The following is a 17,868-nucleotide window of genomic DNA, read 5'->3' on the forward strand; positions in this document are numbered from 1 at the left end:
CCGGCTCCGCACGTTCGCCACCGTGCCGGACCACGACAAGCCGGTCGCGATCGCGCTGGCCGCCACCGACCCGGCCAACCCCTACGGCGCGGCCCTCCCCTGGCCCGCCGACCCGGGCGACGGCGGACACCGGCCCGGTCGCAAGGCGGGCGCGATCGTCGTACTCGTCGACGGGGCGCTGGTGCTCTACGTCGAGCGCGGTGGCCGCACCCTGCTCACCTGGAGCGACGAGGACGACCTCCTCGGTCCGGCCGCGGAGGCGCTCTCGACCGCCGTCCGCCGAGGCACCCTGGGCCGGCTCACCGTCGAGAAGGCCGACGGCGCGCCGCTGCTCGGGTCCGGGCCGAGCGCGCTGCGCGCCGCGCTCGATGCCGCCGGCTTCGTGGCCACCCCGCGCGGGCTGCGGATCCGGGCCTAGCAGTCATGCCCGAGGGTGACGCCGTCTTCCTCACCGCGCGCCGGCTCGACCGTGCGCTCGCGGGTCGCGTCCTGACGGCGACCGACTTCCGCTGGCCGTCGCTGGCGACCGTCGACCTCTCCGGCGCCGTGGTCCGCGGCACCGGCACCCACGGCAAGCACCTGCTGACCCGCCTCGAGCACGACGGCCGCGAGCTCACGCTCCACACCCACCTGAAGATGGAGGGGGTCTGGCGGATCGTCGATGCCGGGCGGCGCTGGCCTCGGCCGGCGCACGAGGCGCGGGTCGTGCTCCGCACCGACGGCCGGGAGGCCGTCGGCTTCGCGCTCGGCCTGGTCGAGCTGTTCCCCACCGCAGACGAGGGCGGGGCCATCGGCCACCTCGGTCCGGACCTGATGGCCGAGCAGTTCGACGAGCCGGACGCGCTGCGCCGCCTCCTCGCCGACCCGGACCGGGTCCTGGGCGAGGCGTTGCTCGACCAGACGGTCGTCGCCGGCATCGGGACCATCTACCTGGCCGAGCTCTGCTTCCTCCAGGGTGCCCACCCCTTGGGGTCGGTCAGCGCCGTGGGTGACCCGGCGCGACTGCTCCGCCGCGGTCGACAGCTGCTGAAGAACGGCGTCTACCACGGCCGGCCCACCACGGCCGGTGAGCGCAAGGGCACGGTCTGGGTCTACCGCCGCCAGCGCCAACCGTGCCTGCGGTGCGGCACCCCGATCCGGGCCGGCTCGGTCGGCGAGGCCGGCCGCGAGCGCACGACGTACTGGTGCCCCTCGTGCCAGCCTGAGAGCTCCCTGTGACCCCGGTCGCGTCGGGAACGGGCGCCCGGCCAGTCACGTTGAAATGGACGTGCACCAGCATTTCAACGGACTCAAGACGGCCGCCCTGTTCGCGGCCATCATCGGCCTGCTCCTGGCCGTCGGCGGCGCGATCTCGGCCGCGACCGGCAGCTCGATCTTCATCTGGGTCTTCGCACTGATCGGCGTCGGCGCGACGGCGTACGGCTACTGGAACTCCGACAAGCTTGCGATCCGCGCCATGCACGCCTACCCCGTCACGGAGGCGCAGGCGCCGGCGATGCACCGGATCGTGCGCGAGCTGTCGACCGCCGCCGGCAAGCCGATGCCACGGCTCTACATCTCCCCCACCGACGCCCCCAACGCCTTCGCGACCGGACGCAACCCCGCCAACGCAGCCGTGTGCTGCACCGAGGGCATCCTCCGGCTGCTCGACGAGCGTGAGCTGCGCGGGGTCCTCGGCCACGAGCTCATGCACGTCTACAACCGCGACATCCTCACCTCGTCGGTGGCGGCCGCGGTCGCCGGTGTGATCAGCTCGGTCGGCCAGTTCCTGGCGTTCACGTCGATCTTCGGCGGCGGCGACGACGAGGACAGCCCGAACCCGCTGGCCCTCATCGCGATGGCGCTGCTCGCGCCGTTCGCGGCGATGGTGATCCAGTTCGCCATCAGCCGCACCCGTGAGTACGACGCCGACGAGGACGGTGCCCGGCTGACCGGCGACCCGCTCGCCCTGGCCTCGGCCCTCCGCAAGCTCGAGCACGGCACGCAGCGGGCGCCCCTCCCAGCGACCCCGCAGCTCCAGAACGCGAGCCACCTGATGATCGCGAACCCGTTCCGCGCCCAGGACATCTCACGCCTGTTCGCCACCCACCCGCCGATGGCGGAGCGGATCGCGCGCCTGGAGCTGGCGGCACACCAGCAGCGCTAGTCGCCACACCGGCCCCATTGCTCACATCAGGCAGGCAGAACTCCCGCTTGTCGGGCATTGCACTGCCCGACAAGTGCAGGGATCCCCGGTCGACCGGGGATTCCTGCGCGGCGCCGCCTCAGGCGGCAGACGCCACGACAGTGTCGGGCTTGGTGCGCGAGGCGATGGGGGTGGGCGCGAGCGCGCCTTCCTCGACGGCCACGGCGTCGGCGACGTTGCGCAGCACCTCGGAGAGCGGGACCTCGAGGGCGTCGCACAGCGAGGCGAGCAGCTCGGAGGAGGCTTCCTTCTGGCCGCGCTCGATCTCGGAGATGTAGCCGAGGCTCACCCGGGCGGTGCCGGACACCTCACGCAGGGTCAGGCCGAGCTCGGACCGGCGCTCGCGAAGCACGTCACCGAGCGTGCGTCGGAACAGCGCCATGGCGATCTCCTCTCGTCATCCCGACCATCTCCCGCAGCCGTCCGGCCCGCGGTCTCTGACCAACGCTACCCGAGCCCCCGATGTTCCGGGTCGCGACCGGCCGAGGACGCCGGACAGCGGCTGTCATGCGTCGATCATCGCGCGCAGCGCCGACAGTGCTCCGTCGACGGTCGCGGCCTGGATCGCGCCCCGGTCGCCGTCCAGTGCCAGCCGCACCACCTCGGTGCCCTCCGGCCCGGCGACGCCGATGAAGACGGTGCCGACGGGTTCGCCCTCCTGGGTGTCGGGCCCGGCCACGCCGGTGGTGCTGAGGGCGTACGTCGTCCGGAGCAGGGCGCGCACACCCTCGGCCATCGACCGGGCACACTCCGCCGAGATGACGCCGTGCTCAGCCACCAGGCTGTCCGGCACGCCGAGCACGGCCACCTTCACGGCGGTGGCGTAGCTGACCACTCCGCCCGCGAAGACCGCCGACGAGCCGGGGACGTCGGTGACCCGTGCGGCGAGTCGGCCGCCGGTGATCGACTCGGCCGTCGCCAGCGTCGCGTCGAGCTCCTCGAGCCGGTCGACGATGGAGGTTGCCTCGCTCATGCCGCGATCGTAGGGGGCCGGCCCGCGACGCGGACCGGCCCCTCACGCACTCCGTTCGGCTACGGCCGCACCGTCAGGCTGGCGGTGCCGGTCCCGGCCTTGACGAACTCGTCGCCGGAGTACCTGATCGTCACCGTGTACGGCGTGGCCGAGGCCGGCAACCGGTTCCTCACCAACGTCGCCACGACGCGGCCGTCCACCAGCGTCGCCACCGGACCCAGCAGGACCCCGTCCGCCTTCAAGAACACCGTCCCGGTCGGGACCACACCGGTGGCCTTGACCCTGACCGTCATCGTCCCCGACTGCCCGAACTGCATCGAGGTGTCGAACCCGATCACCGTCGGCGTGGCCTTCTGGACGACCAAGGTGGCCGTCCCGGTCCCGGGCCTCACGAACGGGTCGCCGCTGTAGCTGATCGTCACCTCGTAGACCCCGGGCGGGACCCGCTTGGCGAGGATCGTCGCGGCCGTCATCCCGTCGGTCAGGGTCCCGGTGCCGAGCACCACGCCGTCTGCCCGCAGGGTCACCTTGCCGGTCGGGACCACACCCGTGGCACCCACCCGCACGGCCATCAACGAGCCGGAGCCGTACTCGAGCACGGTCCGCGTCCCGACCACCGTCGGCGTCGCCTTCGCGACCGTCAACGTCGCCGTGCCCGTCGACGGCTTCACGGAACCGTCACCGAGGTAGGAGATCGTCACCTGGTGCGAGCCCGGACCGACCCGCTTCGACAGGATCGGCACGTCGGCCTCGCCGTCGGTCAGCTGGGCCTGACCCAGAACCACGTCTCCGACACGGAGCACGACCCGACCGGTCGGCACCACACCGTCGGCCGAGACCGTCACGTGCATCGAGCTGCCCTGTCCGTAGACCTGGCTCACGTTCGTGCCCGTGACCGTCGAGTCGGCCTTGGCGACCGTGATCGGGACGATGACCTCGGTGCCGGTCGCCTGACCGACGAGGGTCAGCGTCACCGCTCCGGCCGGCGTACCGTCGGGCAGCGCCACGTCGACGTGAGCGGTGCCGTACTGGTCGTAGACGGCCGTGCCGATCGTGTTGTCCAGCGTCGCCGTGCCGAGCACGGTGTCGCCGAGCTTGACCTGGACCTCGGTGTCCTTGACGTCACCGGGGGCCGACATGGTCCACGACGCGACGTCGAACTCGACGTTCTGACCGGCGGTGTAGCTGTCGGCCACGTTGTGCACCTCGACCGCCCGCTGGCTGTAGTCGACCGGCAGCGGCGAGCTCGCGGTCTGCTCGTCCATGTAGGTGACCATCGCCTGCAGGTCGGTGACACCCCACTGGGCCTTGCCGGAGCCGTTGGCGAACTCCCGGAAGTTGTCACCACCCGATGCCAGGAAGGCGTTGACCGTCACCGAGTACGACGTCTCCGGGTCGATCGCGACCCCGTTGAGCCACATGCCGGTGACCTCACCCTGGAACGTGTCGACCCCGTTCACCGTGACCGGAGTCTCGACGTAGGTGTAGGTGAAGCCCTCGGACACACCGAGCCGCAGGAACGGCCGTGACGCCACCGTGCCCGACGGACCGTCGGCCGTGCGCTGCCACTGCTGCTCGAGAACCGTCTCGATCTGAGCGCCGGTCAGGTCCATGTTGGTCAACCCGTTGGCGAACGGCTGCACGGTGGCGGCCTGCCGGTAGGTCAGCTCACGGACGTCACCGTTCAGCGTTCCGATCATGTCGGCCCGCAGACCACCGGGGTTCATGAACGCGATCTGCGCGCCTCCCTGCTCGACCGGCGTCTGCTCGCGCTGCACCTCGGCGACCAGGTTGCCGAGCGTGGACTCGCCACCGCGGTTCTCCGTGGTGCCGTTGGCCAGCTTGGCGCGGTTGAACGGAGCAGCGATCGGACCCAGCACCTGCGCCCCGATCGGAGCCGCGAAGTCGATCGCGTCGTGCACGATCGAGACCACGTTCGGGTCCTCGGTGAAGTTGGCCTCGGTCAGCGCCAGGACCGCCTGGGTCTTCGCGGCGACCTCGCCCGTGGCGTCGTCGACGGAGAAGACCAGCTGGTTGAGGTTCTGGCCGTACTGGCCGGCCGAGACCACCGGACGCTCGGTCACCGCACGGTTGGCGTCGACCCACTCCTGCACCGGGAAGGAGCAGTTGTAGGCCAGGTGCGTGTGGCCGGAGATGATCGCGTCCACGTCGGCCGAGGTGTTCTGGGTGATGTTGCCCCAGACGGTGTTCGGGTCGGTGAAGTTCGGGCTTGCGCACGACGTGCTGGGCGAGCCCTCGTGCACCAGCAGCACGACCATGTCCGCGCCGCCGGCCTTCAGGTCGGCCGCCGCCGCGTTCGTGGCGTCCACGATGTCCGTGACGGTGACCCCCTCGATGCCCGCCGGGGAGACCAGGGCCGGAAGCTCCTCGGTCACTGCACCGACGAAGCCGACCGTGATGCCACCGAAGTCCTTGGTCCAGGTCTCGGCCAGGTCGTCGCGACCTGCCGGCTCCTCGACGTTGGCCCCGATGTACTCCCAGGTCGCCCGGTCCTGGACCCGGCCCACCAGGTCCTCATAGCCCTGGTCGAACTCGTGGTTGCCGACTGCCGACACCTCGAGACCCGCTTCGTTGAGCGCGTCGATCGTCGGCTCGTCGTCCTGGACGAACGACTCGAACGTCGATGCACCGATCAGGTCGCCCGCGGCCGCGAACACCGTGTTCGGGTTCTCTCCGCGCAGCTCCTTCACCGCACCCGACAGCACGGCCGCCGGGCAGACGTAGTCGTCGCAGTCCTGGCCCAGCGGCGCCTCGTCGCGGACCAACCGGCCGTGGAAGTCGTTGGTGCCGAGGATCTGGACATCGGTGATGCCGTCGTCGACCTGGATGACCACTGGCACCTCGGTGCCGGTCTGCTGGCCCACCAGGGTCAGCTCGTGGTCGCCATCGGTCAGATCGGCGGGGAGCGCGAAGCTCACGGAGGCCGTGCCGTAGTCGTCGTACGGCTGCGTGCCGATGGTGTTGTCCAGCGTCGCTGTGTCGAGCACGTCGGCGCCGAGCTTGACCTGGATCTCGGTGTCCTTGACGTCGCCGGCGTTGGACATGCTCCACGACGCGACGGCGAACTCGACGGTGTCGCCCTCGCCGTACGTCGCAGGCGCGCTGACCGGGAACTCGACCTCGACCGCCCGCTGGCTGTAGTCGACGGGCAGCGGCGTACCGACCGGGGCGAACTCGGCCATGTAGTCGACCATCGCCTGCAGGTCGACCTTGCCGGTGTCCACCTTGTTGGTGCCGTTGGCGAGCTCGTGGAAGTTGTCGCCACCGGTGCCGAGGAACGAGTTGACCGTCACCGAGTACGGCGCCGCCGGGTCGATCGGGACGCCGTTGAGCCACATCCCGGTGACCTCACCGCGGGTCGTCTGCACCGGCGATGCCGGCGGTACCGACACGGTCTCCGGCTCCGTCGTGTAGGTGTAGGTGAAGCCCTCGGACACACCGAGCCGCAGGAACGGCCGCGACGGCACGTTGCCCGTGAGGGTGCGCTGCCACTGCTGCTCGAGGAGCGTCTCGATCTGCTCACCGGTCAGCACCATGTTGACCAGCGTGTTCGCGAAGGGCTGGACGTTCGCGGCTTCGCGGTAGGTCAGGTCGAACGTGCCCCCGTTGGCGACTCCGGCCATGTCGGCGCGCAGACCACCCGGGTTCATGAACGCGATGTCGGCCTCGACACCGGCCTCCGGCAGCTGGGTCGCCCAGCGCTGCACCTCGGCGACGAGGTTGCCGAGGGTGGACTCACCACCACGGTTCTCGGTGCCGGGGGCGGATGCCGGGTTGTAGATGGCGCGGTTGAACGGACCGTCGATCTGCCCGAGGACCGCGGCGCCCGCGGTCTCGGCGAAGTCGACCGCGGCGTCGACGATCAGCTGGACGTCCGGGTCGGGCGCGTAGCCGACGCCGGCCGTCCCGATCACGTCCTGGTCGATCGCCAGCAGCTGGTCGGTCACGGTGTCGAAGTTGAAGACCAGCTGGTTGAGGTTGGTGCCGTACTGACCGGCGGAGACCACCGGTCGCTTGGTCACCGTGCGCGTCTCGTCGACCCAGTCCTGCACCGTGTAGCGGCAGTTGTAGGCCAGGTGCGTGTGGCCGGAGATGATCGCGTCCACGTCGGCCGACGTGTTCTGGACGATGTTGCCCCAGGCGGTTGCCGGGTCGGTGAAGTTCGTCGACGAGCAGTCGGTCGAGGGCGAGCCCTCGTGGACCAGCAGCACGACGACGTCAGCGCCAGCGGTCTTGAGCGCAGCGGCCTCCGCGTTGACCGAGTCGACGATGTCGAGCACGGTGACTCCGGTCATGCCCGCCGGGTTGACCAGGACCGGGAGGTCCTCGGTGACCGCTCCGACGAAACCGATGTCGACGCCGTCGACGGTCTTGGTCCAGCTCTCGGCCAGGTCGTCGCGGCCCTCGGGCTCGTCGATGTTGGCCGCGATGTACTCCCAGTTCGCCCGGTTCTGGACGCGGCCCACGAGGTCCTCGTAGCCCTGGTCGAACTCGTGGTTGCCGGCTGCGGAAACCTCGAGGCCCATCTCGTTGAGCGCGTCGATGGTCGGCTCGTCGTCCTGGATGAAGGACTCGAAGGTGGAGGCACCGATCAGGTCACCGGCGGCGGTGAAGATGGTGTTCGGGTTCTCCGCCCGGAGCTCCTCGACGGCAGTGGCGAACGGCGCCGCACCCGCGGCGTTTCCACCGTCGGGCAGCAGCCGGCCGTGGAAGTCGTTGGTGCCGAGGACCTGGATCTGCTTGGTCGTCGTCGGCACCACCGGAGGCAGGTCGAGACCGACGATCTCGGGGTTGTGGTCCGAGGTCGCGAACGGGTCGCCGGCGTCGAAGAAGATCGTCGCGTTGTAGTTGTAGCGGCTGTACTGGTAGGCGATCGACTCGTTGGCGTTGATCTCCCAGATGTCCGCACCGGTCACCATGTCCATCGCCGCGGTGTTGCCGAGGATGTGGTCGACGGAGCCGGAGCGACCGTCGAAGGAGTAGCTCTCCTCGGTGGTGTCGGTGGACTCGACCAGCTCGAAGCCGCCGGCCCCGAGGATCTGGATCGGCTCCTCCATCGTGTAGGCGTTGAAGTCGCCCGCGAGGAAGACCGCCTCGATGTCGCGGTCGGCCGCGAAGTTGTTCGCGAACTGCAGGAGCCGGGTGGCCTGCCGCTCCCGGTCACCGTTGTAGGCGCCGACGTAGGGGTCGTTGGCGTTGTCGCCGGTGGCCGGGACCTGGCCGCTGTCGCCCTTCGACTTGAAGTGGTTGGCGATCACGGCGAACGCGTCGCTGTTGGGCGCTCCGGCGGCCTTGAACGCCTGGGCCAGCGGCTCGCGGGCGTTGGCGAACTGGGTGGTGCCGAACAGCATGTCCGACTGACCGACGGGGGTCACCAGCGCCGGCTGGTAGATGAAGGCGTTGCGGATCACGTCCTGCTCGGCGACGCCGGAGGCGGAGGTCGCCTCACCGGGAGACTTGACGTACTTCCACTTGCCCGGGTCGGCAGCGTTCAGCAGCGCGACCAGGCCGGCCACCGCGTCGTCCCGGTTGGTCTCGCCGACCAGCTTGATCGAGCTCTCGATCTCCTCCAGCGCGATGATGCTCGCGTCGAGGGCGTTGATCGTGTGGACCAGCTTGTCCTCCTGGCGTTCCAGGCTCGCCGTGGTCGCAGCGCCACGGGGGCCGCGACCGTCGTTGGGCGGGTCGATCCCGGGGCCGCGGGTGCCGCACTGGTTGTTGCCGATCCGGTTGCTCTGCCGGTCGTTGTAGTAGGTGCAGTGGGTGTCGACCGGCGGGGTCTGGAGCGGTCCGGCGGCGACGTACGCCTCGCCGGTGGTGTTGAAGTAGTTGAGCACGTTGAACGTCGCGAGCGTGATGTCGCCGCCCACGTCCGCCGGGACCAGGTTGGTGGCCCGGGTGTCCTCGAAGGTCACCAGGTCGCTGCCGCTGTCGGTGATCTGCGCCTGCGGCTGGAACTTCCACAGGCTGTTGCGCCAGTCGAGGATGACCGGGTCGTGGAAGGTGGCCTGCGCGCCGACCCGCGGCGGGGAGGTCGTCCCGGTGAGCCAGGGCAGCGGGATGGCCTTGTTGGTGTTGTTGCCGAGGTAGTTGATGGTCGCGCCGTCGTCGAGCGTCACGGCCCGGGCCGCGTTGTCGGCGTCGACCGCCTCGAGGCCCGCGGTGTCGTCGGGAGCCGCGACCTCCGTCGGCTGCACCAGCGGGATGTCGCCGGTGGCGAGGCCGATCTCGGCGAACCCGTTGGTCTGGTAGGTGTTGGTGACCGTGAACGTGTCGGTCGGCGCGAGCAGCATGCCCTCCTGCGCCTCACGACCTTCGGTCGTCGTCGGATAAGCGATCTCCAGCCCTGTGACCGGGTCCAGGGGGGCTCCGAGCTCGACGACGGCAGCGGAGTTGGCCGGCGTGATCTGGGTGCTGTCGAAGAACTCACTGACCGGGCCCGTCACGCGGACGGAGTCGCCGAGCACGATGCCGGCCGGGATGTTGACGGCGTTGCTGCCACCGAAGACGAAGAGCGCGTCCGAGGCCCCGGGGGTCGCGTCCGTCAGACCGCCGGTGCCGGCCGTCTGCACGAACATGCCGTTGAAGCCGCCGGTGCGGTAGAGCGCTGTGACGATGCCCTGGACGGTCTTGACGTCGCCGGCCGTGTTGCCCGTGGCCGGGGCGAACGGCGAGCGCGGCCCCGTGCCCTGGATCTCGTGGATCGGGGTGACCTCGGGAGCCGGGTTCACGGTGAACGTGAACTCCACGTCGTCGGTGCCCACCGGGTCCGCGCCGTCGGTCACCGTGACGGTGACCGCGCAGGTGCAGGTCTCGGTCGGCGTGCCGCTGACCTCACCGGTCGTCTCGTTGATGCTGACGCCGGCCGGCAGGCCGACGGCCGACCAGCTGTAGGGCTCGGTGCCGCCGGTCGCGGTCATCGTGAACGGCGTGATCGGCTGGTCGATCTCACCGGTCTTGTTGCCCGGCGAGGTCGCCGCGAGCGGGTCCGGCTCGCCGCCACCGTCGGTCGCGGTGATGTTGATGTTGTCGATGCCGATGAGTTCGTCGTTGCTGGGAGCGTTGGTGGTCATCACCCGCACGTACACGTCGGCCTGGCCGTCTGTCTCGGCGGGCAGCGCGACGCTGACGGGCGTCACCAGGGTGGCGAGGGACGGGCCGGTGCTGGCGTCGGCGATGTAGCCCCCCGGCAGGTTGGTGTAAGCGCCCGAGTTGCCGACCCGGTAGTGCACCGCGATCTGCTGGGTGGTGTTGTCGATGCCCGCGTCCAAGTCCCTCGCATCGAACGCGAAGTTGGCGTCGGACTTGCCGGTCAGGTTCAGATGGAACGCGACGTACGGGGCGTCTGCCGTGCCGCTGCCTTGGATCGCGATCGTGTCGCCCTGGACCTCGACCACGCCACCGTTGGTGGCGGTAGCAGTGAGGTTTGCCGCCACGTCCTTGTCGTTCGCGACCAGACTCCCTGCGGCCAGCAAGGTCTGCGGGTCGGTCCCGGTGGTCGTGGTGAGGTCCTGCCCGAGGAACCCCTCGACGCCACCGACGCCCGACCAGTCGTCGTTCGCAGTGATCAGGCCGGCGTTGGACCAGTCCTGCGTGTACGGGAACGAGGAGATAGCCGGATCGAGATCGGCCTGGGCGGCGGGAGCGACGCCGAGAACGGAGACGGTCAATCCGAGACCGAGGAGACCGAACAGGACCTTGGGGCGTGAAGACATGGAGGCACTTTCCACGGGAGGAGCACAACGAGGGACCCGCCCCGTGGCGCATCTGTTTGACGCCGCGAGCGAGAGGTGGGGGAAGTTCTGCTGACCCTAAGTCCGATCACCGACAGTTGCGCAAGGAAACTCAGAAACCTGGCGCAACTATTTCGTGACGAAACGATGTTTTCAGCGTGGAATGACTAGACCAGCGCCCAGAAATTTTGCCAAGCGGGAGGTCGTCGTCAGCCCGCGTCGGGCGCCGGGGCCGTCCCGCGGATGTGGTGGCGCTGCTTCCAGACGTCGCGGAAGAACTCGTAGCCGGACCAGAGGGTCAGCGCGAACGCGACGAAGAGGAGCACGATCGCGGCGACGTAGGTGACCTCGCCCGGGACGTCGAGCCAGCCGTCGACCTCGAGCAGCGGCAGGGTCAGGAAGCCGAGGGAGAGCGCCTGCGCGGTGGTCTTCCACTTGCCGCTCTGGGCCGCGGCGATGACGACCGTCTTCAGGACCGACAGCCGGAGCAGCGTCACCGCCCACTCCCGGACGAGCACGATGATCGTGATCGTCCACATCCACCAGGTGTCCATGATGATCGCCAACCCGACGAACGCCATCCCGGTGAGCGCCTTGTCGGCGATGGGGTCGGCGATCTTGCCGAAGTTGGTGATCAGGTTGCGCTTGCGGGCGATGTCGCCGTCGATCTTGTCGGTGACCATCGCCAGGAAGAAGATCGCCCACGCGACCGTGCGCCAGGTGACCGAGTCGCCGCCGTCGTACAGCAGCGCCCAGCCGTAGAAGGGCACGGAGGCGATCCGCAGCGTGGTGAGCGCGTTCGGGACGTTCCAGTTGCTCGGCTTGTGCCCCTGGTCACCGGGCGCCGTCGTACCACCGTCGGGACTGCTCATCGCTGCTCTCCTGTCGCTGTCGCGGTCGCGACCAGGTCGACCCCGTCGCTCCCGACCACCACGGCGCGCACCAGGTCGCCGACCCGGGCGTCCGGGCAGCCCCGCACCAGCGTGCTTCCGTCCACCTCGGGGCCCTGGTGGGCCGCGCGGCCCTCCAGGTGACCCGGCCGGTCGGACTCCAGCTCCTCGACCAGCACCTCGACCGTCTCGCCGATGCGCTCCTCGGCGCGGTCGCCGTTGAGGGCGGTGACGAGGTCGGTGACGTGCGCGAGCCGGGCGCGGATCTCGTCGTCGTCGTGCTTGTCGTCGAACGTCTCGGCCTCGGTGCCGTCCTCGTCGGAGTAGCCGAACACCCCGGTGACGTCCAGGCGCGCGGCGGTGAGGAAGTCGCAGAGGATCTCGAGGTCCTCCTCGGTCTCGCCCGGGAAGCCCACGATCACGTTGGAGCGGACGCCGGCCTCCGGCGCGAGCGAGCGCACCTGGTCGAGCAGCCCGAGGAAGCTCTCCGGGTCGCCGAAGCGGCGCATCCGGCGCAGCACCGCGTTGCTCGCGTGCTGGAACGACAGGTCGAAGTACGGCGCCACGCCGGGCGTGGTGGCGATCGCCTCGATCAGTCCGGGGCGGGTCTCGGCGGGCTGCAGGTAGGACACCCGGACCCGGTCGATCCCGTCGACGGCGGCCAGCTCGGGCAGCAGCGTCTCGAGCAGCCGGATGTCGCCGAGGTCCTTGCCGTAGGACGTGGAGTTCTCCGAGACGAGGAACAGCTCGCGCGCGCCCTGCCCCGCGAGCCACACCGCCTCGGCCAGCACGTCGGACGGGCGCCGGCTCACGAAGGAGCCGCGGAACATCGGGATCGCGCAGAACGTGCAGCGCCGGTCGCAGCCGCTGGCCAGCTTGAGCGCGGCCATCGGGCCGGAGTCGAGTCGGGCGCGGGCCGAGACCTCGGCCGCCGGACGGTCGGCCGGGCTGATCGGCAGCAGCTTGCGGCGGTCCTGCGGAGTGTGGGCGTGCGGCCGCTCCCCCGCCACGATCGACCGCAGCCGGGCCGCGATGTCCGTGTAGTCGTCGAACCCCAGCACCGCATCCGCCTCGGGCAGTGAGTCGGCGAGCTCGGCGCCGTACCGCTCGGCGAGGCAGCCGACCGCCACCACGGCCTTGACGTGGGAGTCGCCGCCCGCGTCCTTGAGGTCGGCGGCGGCGAGCAGGGTGTCGATCGAGTCCTTCTTGGCCGCGTCGACGAAGCCGCAGGTGTTGACCACGACCGTGTCCGCGTCGGCGGGGTCCTCGACGAGCGCGAACCCGTCGGCCGCCAGCCGTCCCGCGAGCTCCTCGGAGTCGACGTCGTTGCGCGCGCACCCGAGGGTCAGCAGCGCGACCGACAGGGGCGGGGAGGTGGTCGTCTCAGAGGAAGTCATGGCTACCCGCCAGTATGGCGGCTCCCCCGCCAGGGCCGCGGAACGTCAGCAGGCGGGGGGGGTCTTGCTCGCCTCGGCGCCGGTGTCGCCGAGGGGGGCCGGGTCCTTGCAGTCCACGGCGGCGGTGACCGAGCCGTCGGAGGTCCAGATCCGTACCGGCGGGACGATCTCGAGCTTCGAGGTCTGGCCGAAGGCCAGCGCGCCCTTGAACTGGATGTCGCCGTTGCCGTCGCGCACCACCAGCTTGGCACCGCCGCTGGTCGCGGTCAGCGTGACCGGGACCGCCGGCACCTTCTGCGCCTTGGACAGGCCACCGCTCTGGTTGAGGACGGGGGTCTTGCCGAGCTCGACGGGACCGTCCATCACCAACCGGGCGATCGACCAGATCAGCACCGCGGCCATCACCGCCGCGATCAGCACCGACCAGTTCCGGCCGCCGCGGGTGCTGCGGATGGAACCGCCGACACCGGTGGCGAGCTCGGAGGCGAAGACCCGGCGCGGGTCGACGGGAGCGTCGGCGTACGTCTCGTCGTACGCCGCCACCAGCGGGCCGGCGTCGATCCCGAGCACCCGCGCCAGCGTGCGCAGGTGGCCGCGGGCGTAGAAGTCGCCGCCGCACGAACCGAAGTCGTCGACCTCGATCGCCTCGATGACGTGCGGGCGGATCCGGGTCCGCTCGGAGAGCTGGTCGACCGTCAGCCGGAGCCGCTGACGGGCGGCCTCGAGCTGCGGACCGATCACCGGCTCGGGTGCGGGGTGCACCACCAGGTCGTCGAGGACGACGGTCAGCGAGTGCTCGACCTCGGTCCCCTCGGCCTGCTCGACGTGGACGGCCGGCTCCGAGCGCAGGGCGTTGGCACCGATGGTCGGGTGCGACCCGGTGTCGTGGCTGACGCGACCGTCGCCTCGGCGCTGCACCTCCACCCGGGCTCCGAACACGACCGGGCGGCCTGGGGCGGGCGGGCGCTGCGGCGAGCCACCACCGGTCGGCTGGTCGTCGGCCGGGTCGTCGGTCGGGTCGTCGGTCGGGTCGATCGCCGCGAGCTCGTCGGTCGACGCGTCGTCGGAGATCGGCTCGAGGGTGTCGATCGTGTCGTCGGTGTCGTGGGGATCCGCCTGGTCAGGGGCGGGGCGGGCGAACGGCGACCGGAACCGCTTCTCGACCTCGGCCGCGATCCCGCGACGCTCGAGGATGACGGTGCCCTCGCCCAGCGGCGGGATGGCGTCGGTGACGTCGGCGGATCCGTCGGGGTCGGCGGGGTCGGCGTACCCGTCGCCCGGCTCGAGGAGCTCGGCGTCCTCCTCGAGATCGGCGACGACCTCGACCACGTCGGCCCGGCCGTCGGCCAGCGCCGCGAGCTCGTCGCTCACCGTCGCGGTGGTCGCGCCGACCACTCGGGTCGCGAGGGTCAGCGGCACGATCAGCTGCTGCCCGCTCTCCCCCACCACCAGCAGGTGTCCGTCGCGGAACGGCAGCCGCCGCGGCAGGTGCTCCATGCACTCGATGTCGTCCCAGGCGATGCCTTGCCACTCGGCGCCCTCGCGCAGCCGGACGCCGAGCCCGTCCGCGACGAGCAGGGGCGCGCGACCGTCGGCGACCGCGGCCAGGTGCAGCACCATGATCATCCCGAGCACGGCGAACGCCGCCCAGTCGAGCGCGCTGCCGTCGCCGAACGCCCGCAGCGCGAACGCCCCGGTGAGGACGGCGGCGACCACACCGACCGCGGCCGAGAGCACCACGTTGCGGCGCACCTCCACCTGGTCGGCGCGTTCGGCCTCGGCGGCGGGTTCGGGCGCCTCGGCCGGGGTCGGGTCGGCGTGGAGAAGGTCGGTGTCGAAGGTGTTGTCGTCCATGTCCGTCACTCCCCCTGGATGGTCGCGATCACGGAGTCGAGCTCATCGGGTTTCACCAGCACGTCGCGGGCCTTCGAGCCCTCGCTGGGGCCGACCACGCCGCGACTCTCGAGGATGTCCATCAGCCGGCCCGCCTTCGCGAAGCCGACGCGGAGCTTGCGCTGGAGCATCGACGTCGACCCGAACTGGGTCGACACGACGAGCTCGATCGCCTGGACCACGAGGTCCATGTCGTCGCCGATGTCGTCGTCGAGGACCTTGTTGCTGCTCTGCGGCACGGTGACGTCGTCGCGGTAGTTGGGCTCGAGCTGGGCCTTGCAGTGACGGACGACCTGGTGGATCTCGGCCTCGGTCACCCAGCTTCCCTGGACCCGGATCGGCTTCGACGCACCCATGGGCAGGAACAACCCGTCGCCCTGACCGACCAGCTTCTCCGCGCCCGGCTGGTCGAGGATGACCCGGCTGTCGGCGAGCGACGAGGTCGCGAACGCCAGTCGGGACGGCACGTTCGCCTTGATCAGACCGGTCACGACGTCGACCGACGGCCGTTGGGTGGCCAGCACCAGGTGGATACCGGCGGCGCGCGCGAGCTGGGTGATCCGGACGACCGAGTCCTCCACGTCGCGCGGCGCCACCATCATCAGGTCGGCGAGCTCGTCGACGATCACCAGCAGGTAGGGGTACGGCGTGAGCACCCGCTCGCTCGCAGCCGGAACCTCGACCTTGCCCGCGCGGACGGCCTTGTTGAAGTCGTCGATGTGCCGGAAGCCGAAGTTCGCGAGGTCGTCGTACCGCATGTCCATCTCGCGGCAGACCCACGCCAGCGCCTCGGCGGCCTTCTTGGGGCTGGTGATGATCGGCGTGATCAGGTGCGGCACGCCCTCGTAGTTGTTCAGCTCCACCCGCTTGGGGTCGACCATGATCATCCGCACCTCGTCGGGCGTCGCCCGCATCAGCACCGACGTGATCAGCGAGTTGATGAAGCTGGACTTGCCGGAGCCGGTCGCACCGGCGACCAGCAGGTGCGGCATCTTCGCCATGTTGGCGACCACGAAGCCGCCCTCGACGTCCTTGCCGAGCCCGGCGACCATCGGGTGGTGGTCGTTGCGGGCGGCGGTCGACCGCAGCACGTCACCGAGGGAGACGATCTCCTTGTCGACGTTGGGGATCTCGACGCCGACCGCGGACTTGCCCGGGATCGGGCTGAGGATCCGCACGTCCTCCGAGCCGACGGCGTAGGAGATGTTGCGCGAGACGCCGAGGATCTTCTCGACCTTGACGCCGGTGCCGAGCTCGATCTCGTAGCGGGTGACGGTCGGGCCCCGGGTGTAGCCGGTGACCTGCACGTCGATGCTGAACTCCTCGAACACCTGGGTGAGCCGCTCGACCACCGCGTCGCTCGCCTTGGACCGCGCGCGGTGCGGGGAGCCGGGCTTGAGCGCGTCGCTGGTGGGCAGCGAGTAGGCGATGTCGCCGGACAGCGCGAGCTGCTCGACCCGCTGCGGCAGCTGCGCGTGCGGCGGCGGCTCGAGGTCGCTGGTCTCGTCGGCCTGGACGAGCGGCGACGCGGCTGCCGCGTCGTCGGTGAGCGCCAGGTCGATCGGCTCGCGGAGCTCCATCGACTCCTCGACGGCGGCGGCTGCCTTGCGGCCGCGCCGCTTCTTGGGCTGGTCTGCCAGGAGGGGCGAGTCGTAGGCGGGGTCGCCCATGAGCGGGTCGATCGTGTCGGCCGGGTCCCCGGAGCCGCGCTTGAGCCGGATCGGCTGGGTGGGCTCGCCGCCGTCGTCGGTCGCGTGGTGACGGCCGAGGAGGGTGTCGCTCAGCTCGCGGAGCCGGTCCGGGACCCGGTAGAGCGGGGTGCCCGTGATCACGAGGACGCCGAAGAACGCCAGCAGCAGGAGCAGGGGTACGACGACCGCGGGCGAGCGCAGCAGGTCGAGGAGCAGCGCCGAGACGACGTACCCGATCGCTCCCCCGCCCTCGCGCAGCGGAGACGTGTCGCCGCTGACCGGCTGCGGGCTGCCGTTGGCGATGTGCACGATGCCGAGCAGGCCGAAGGCGAACGTCGTCCACCCGATCACCTGGCGGCCGACCGGTCCGTTGGCGACGGGGTCGCGCATCACCCGCCACGCGGCGAGCAGCACGAGCATCGGGACGAACCAGGCGACCTTGCCGACGGTGCCCGCGACGACGGTCCGCACGAAGTCCATGACCCCGCCCGGCACCTCGAACCAGACGCCGGCGGCGATCACCAGTGCCAGCCCGCACATCAGCAGGCCTACGCCGTCGCGACGCTGCTCGGGCTCGATCTCCTTGGCGCCCCCGACGATCCCGCGCACGAGTGCGCCGACACCGTGCGCGATCCCCAGCCAGATCGCGGCGAGCGCCCGCGCGAACGCGGCGAACCCGCGCGCGACCGGGCCCGGCCCGTTGCGGACGGCACGAGGCGCCGGGCGCCGGCTCGCGGTGCTCCGCTTCGCCGCCGGTCGCTTCTTGGCCGGTCGCTTCGTGGCCGGGCTGCGCTTGGCTGTACTGGGCGATCGCGAGCTGGTGCTTGCCTTGCTGCCACTGCTCCGGCTTGAGGACGTGCTCCTGCTGCGCGACCGCGTCGGGGAAGACGTACGGGTCGCCATGTTCACGACCCTACTCATTCGTCACATCAGCCCCATGGATCACGGGAGCGTGTCGCAGTCCCAAACGCCCCTTCCAGAACAATCGAAATCAGTCGGACTGGGGGGTGGACCGGAGCGTGGTGCACTCCTAAGGTGCCGGATGGTGCGTGTCTCTTTTCACACACCTCCCGGAAATTCATCCT

At 70.5% G+C, this 17,868-nt stretch carries 10 protein-coding genes and 1 pseudogene; 3 read left to right on the forward strand and 8 right to left on the reverse strand.

Going from position 1 to position 17,868, the window contains the following annotated elements; translation table 11 throughout:
• From H0488_RS08475 to htpX, 3 genes are all read left to right on the forward strand, one after another.
• On the forward strand, positions 1-418 hold a 418-nt coding region (locus H0488_RS08475), incomplete at its 5' end, for a hypothetical protein (protein WP_220794342.1).
• A gap of 5 nt (positions 419-423) precedes the next feature.
• Positions 424-1,218, forward strand: coding sequence for a DNA-formamidopyrimidine glycosylase family protein (locus H0488_RS08480; RefSeq protein WP_183098846.1), 795 nt, complete (start codon positions 424-426; stop codon positions 1,216-1,218).
• A gap of 43 nt (positions 1,219-1,261) precedes the next feature.
• On the forward strand, positions 1,262-2,146 hold the full coding sequence (htpX, locus tag H0488_RS08485) for a zinc metalloprotease HtpX (protein ID WP_220794343.1): 885 nt from the start codon (positions 1,262-1,264) through the stop codon (positions 2,144-2,146).
• Positions 2,147-2,264: 118 nt separating this feature from the next.
• Here htpX and H0488_RS08490 read toward each other — a convergent pair whose 3' ends face one another.
• The 8 genes and pseudogenes from H0488_RS08490 to H0488_RS25250 form a co-directional block, all read right to left on the reverse strand.
• The gene (locus tag H0488_RS08490; RefSeq protein WP_446685606.1) at positions 2,265-2,573 is read right to left on the reverse strand and encodes a helix-turn-helix domain-containing protein; all 309 of its coding nucleotides are present in this window, start codon (positions 2,571-2,573) and stop codon (positions 2,265-2,267) included.
• A 117-nt stretch (positions 2,574-2,690) separates the two neighbouring features.
• A complete protein-coding gene (locus tag H0488_RS08495) occupies positions 2,691-3,158 on the reverse strand; it encodes a CinA family protein (protein ID WP_183098848.1) in 468 nt (155 codons plus the stop codon).
• A 59-nt stretch (positions 3,159-3,217) separates the two neighbouring features.
• On the reverse strand, positions 3,218-10,894 hold the full coding sequence (locus H0488_RS08500) for an ExeM/NucH family extracellular endonuclease (RefSeq protein WP_183098849.1): 7,677 nt from the start codon (positions 10,892-10,894) through the stop codon (positions 3,218-3,220).
• Positions 10,895-11,121: 227 nt separating this feature from the next.
• Positions 11,122-11,784 carry a CDP-diacylglycerol--glycerol-3-phosphate 3-phosphatidyltransferase gene (gene pgsA / locus H0488_RS08505; RefSeq protein WP_183098850.1) on the reverse strand — a complete coding sequence of 221 codons (663 nt, stop codon included), beginning with the start codon at positions 11,782-11,784 and terminating at the stop codon, positions 11,122-11,124.
• The gene (gene rimO / locus H0488_RS08510) at positions 11,781-13,166 is read right to left on the reverse strand and encodes a 30S ribosomal protein S12 methylthiotransferase RimO (protein ID WP_220794346.1); all 1,386 of its coding nucleotides are present in this window, start codon (positions 13,164-13,166) and stop codon (positions 11,781-11,783) included. The genes pgsA and rimO overlap by 4 nt, the downstream gene beginning before the upstream one ends.
• Positions 13,167-13,244: 78 nt before the next feature.
• Complete coding sequence (locus H0488_RS08515; RefSeq protein ID WP_220794344.1) at positions 13,245-15,053, reverse strand: helix-turn-helix domain-containing protein; 1,809 nt, start codon at positions 15,051-15,053, stop codon at positions 13,245-13,247.
• A 5-nt stretch (positions 15,054-15,058) separates the two neighbouring features.
• Positions 15,059-16,762, reverse strand: a complete 1,704-nt coding sequence (locus H0488_RS25245; protein ID WP_376768461.1) for a DNA translocase FtsK — start codon at positions 16,760-16,762, stop codon at positions 15,059-15,061.
• A 138-nt stretch (positions 16,763-16,900) separates the two neighbouring features.
• A pseudogene (locus H0488_RS25250) lies at positions 16,901-17,704 on the reverse strand (DNA translocase FtsK 4TM domain-containing protein); the annotation flags it as partial.
• Between the last annotated feature and the right edge of the window lie 164 nt (positions 17,705-17,868).

The sequence above is a fragment of the Nocardioides pelophilus genome (assembly GCF_014180685.1).
GTDB lineage: Bacteria > Actinomycetota > Actinomycetes > Propionibacteriales > Nocardioidaceae > Nocardioides > Nocardioides pelophilus.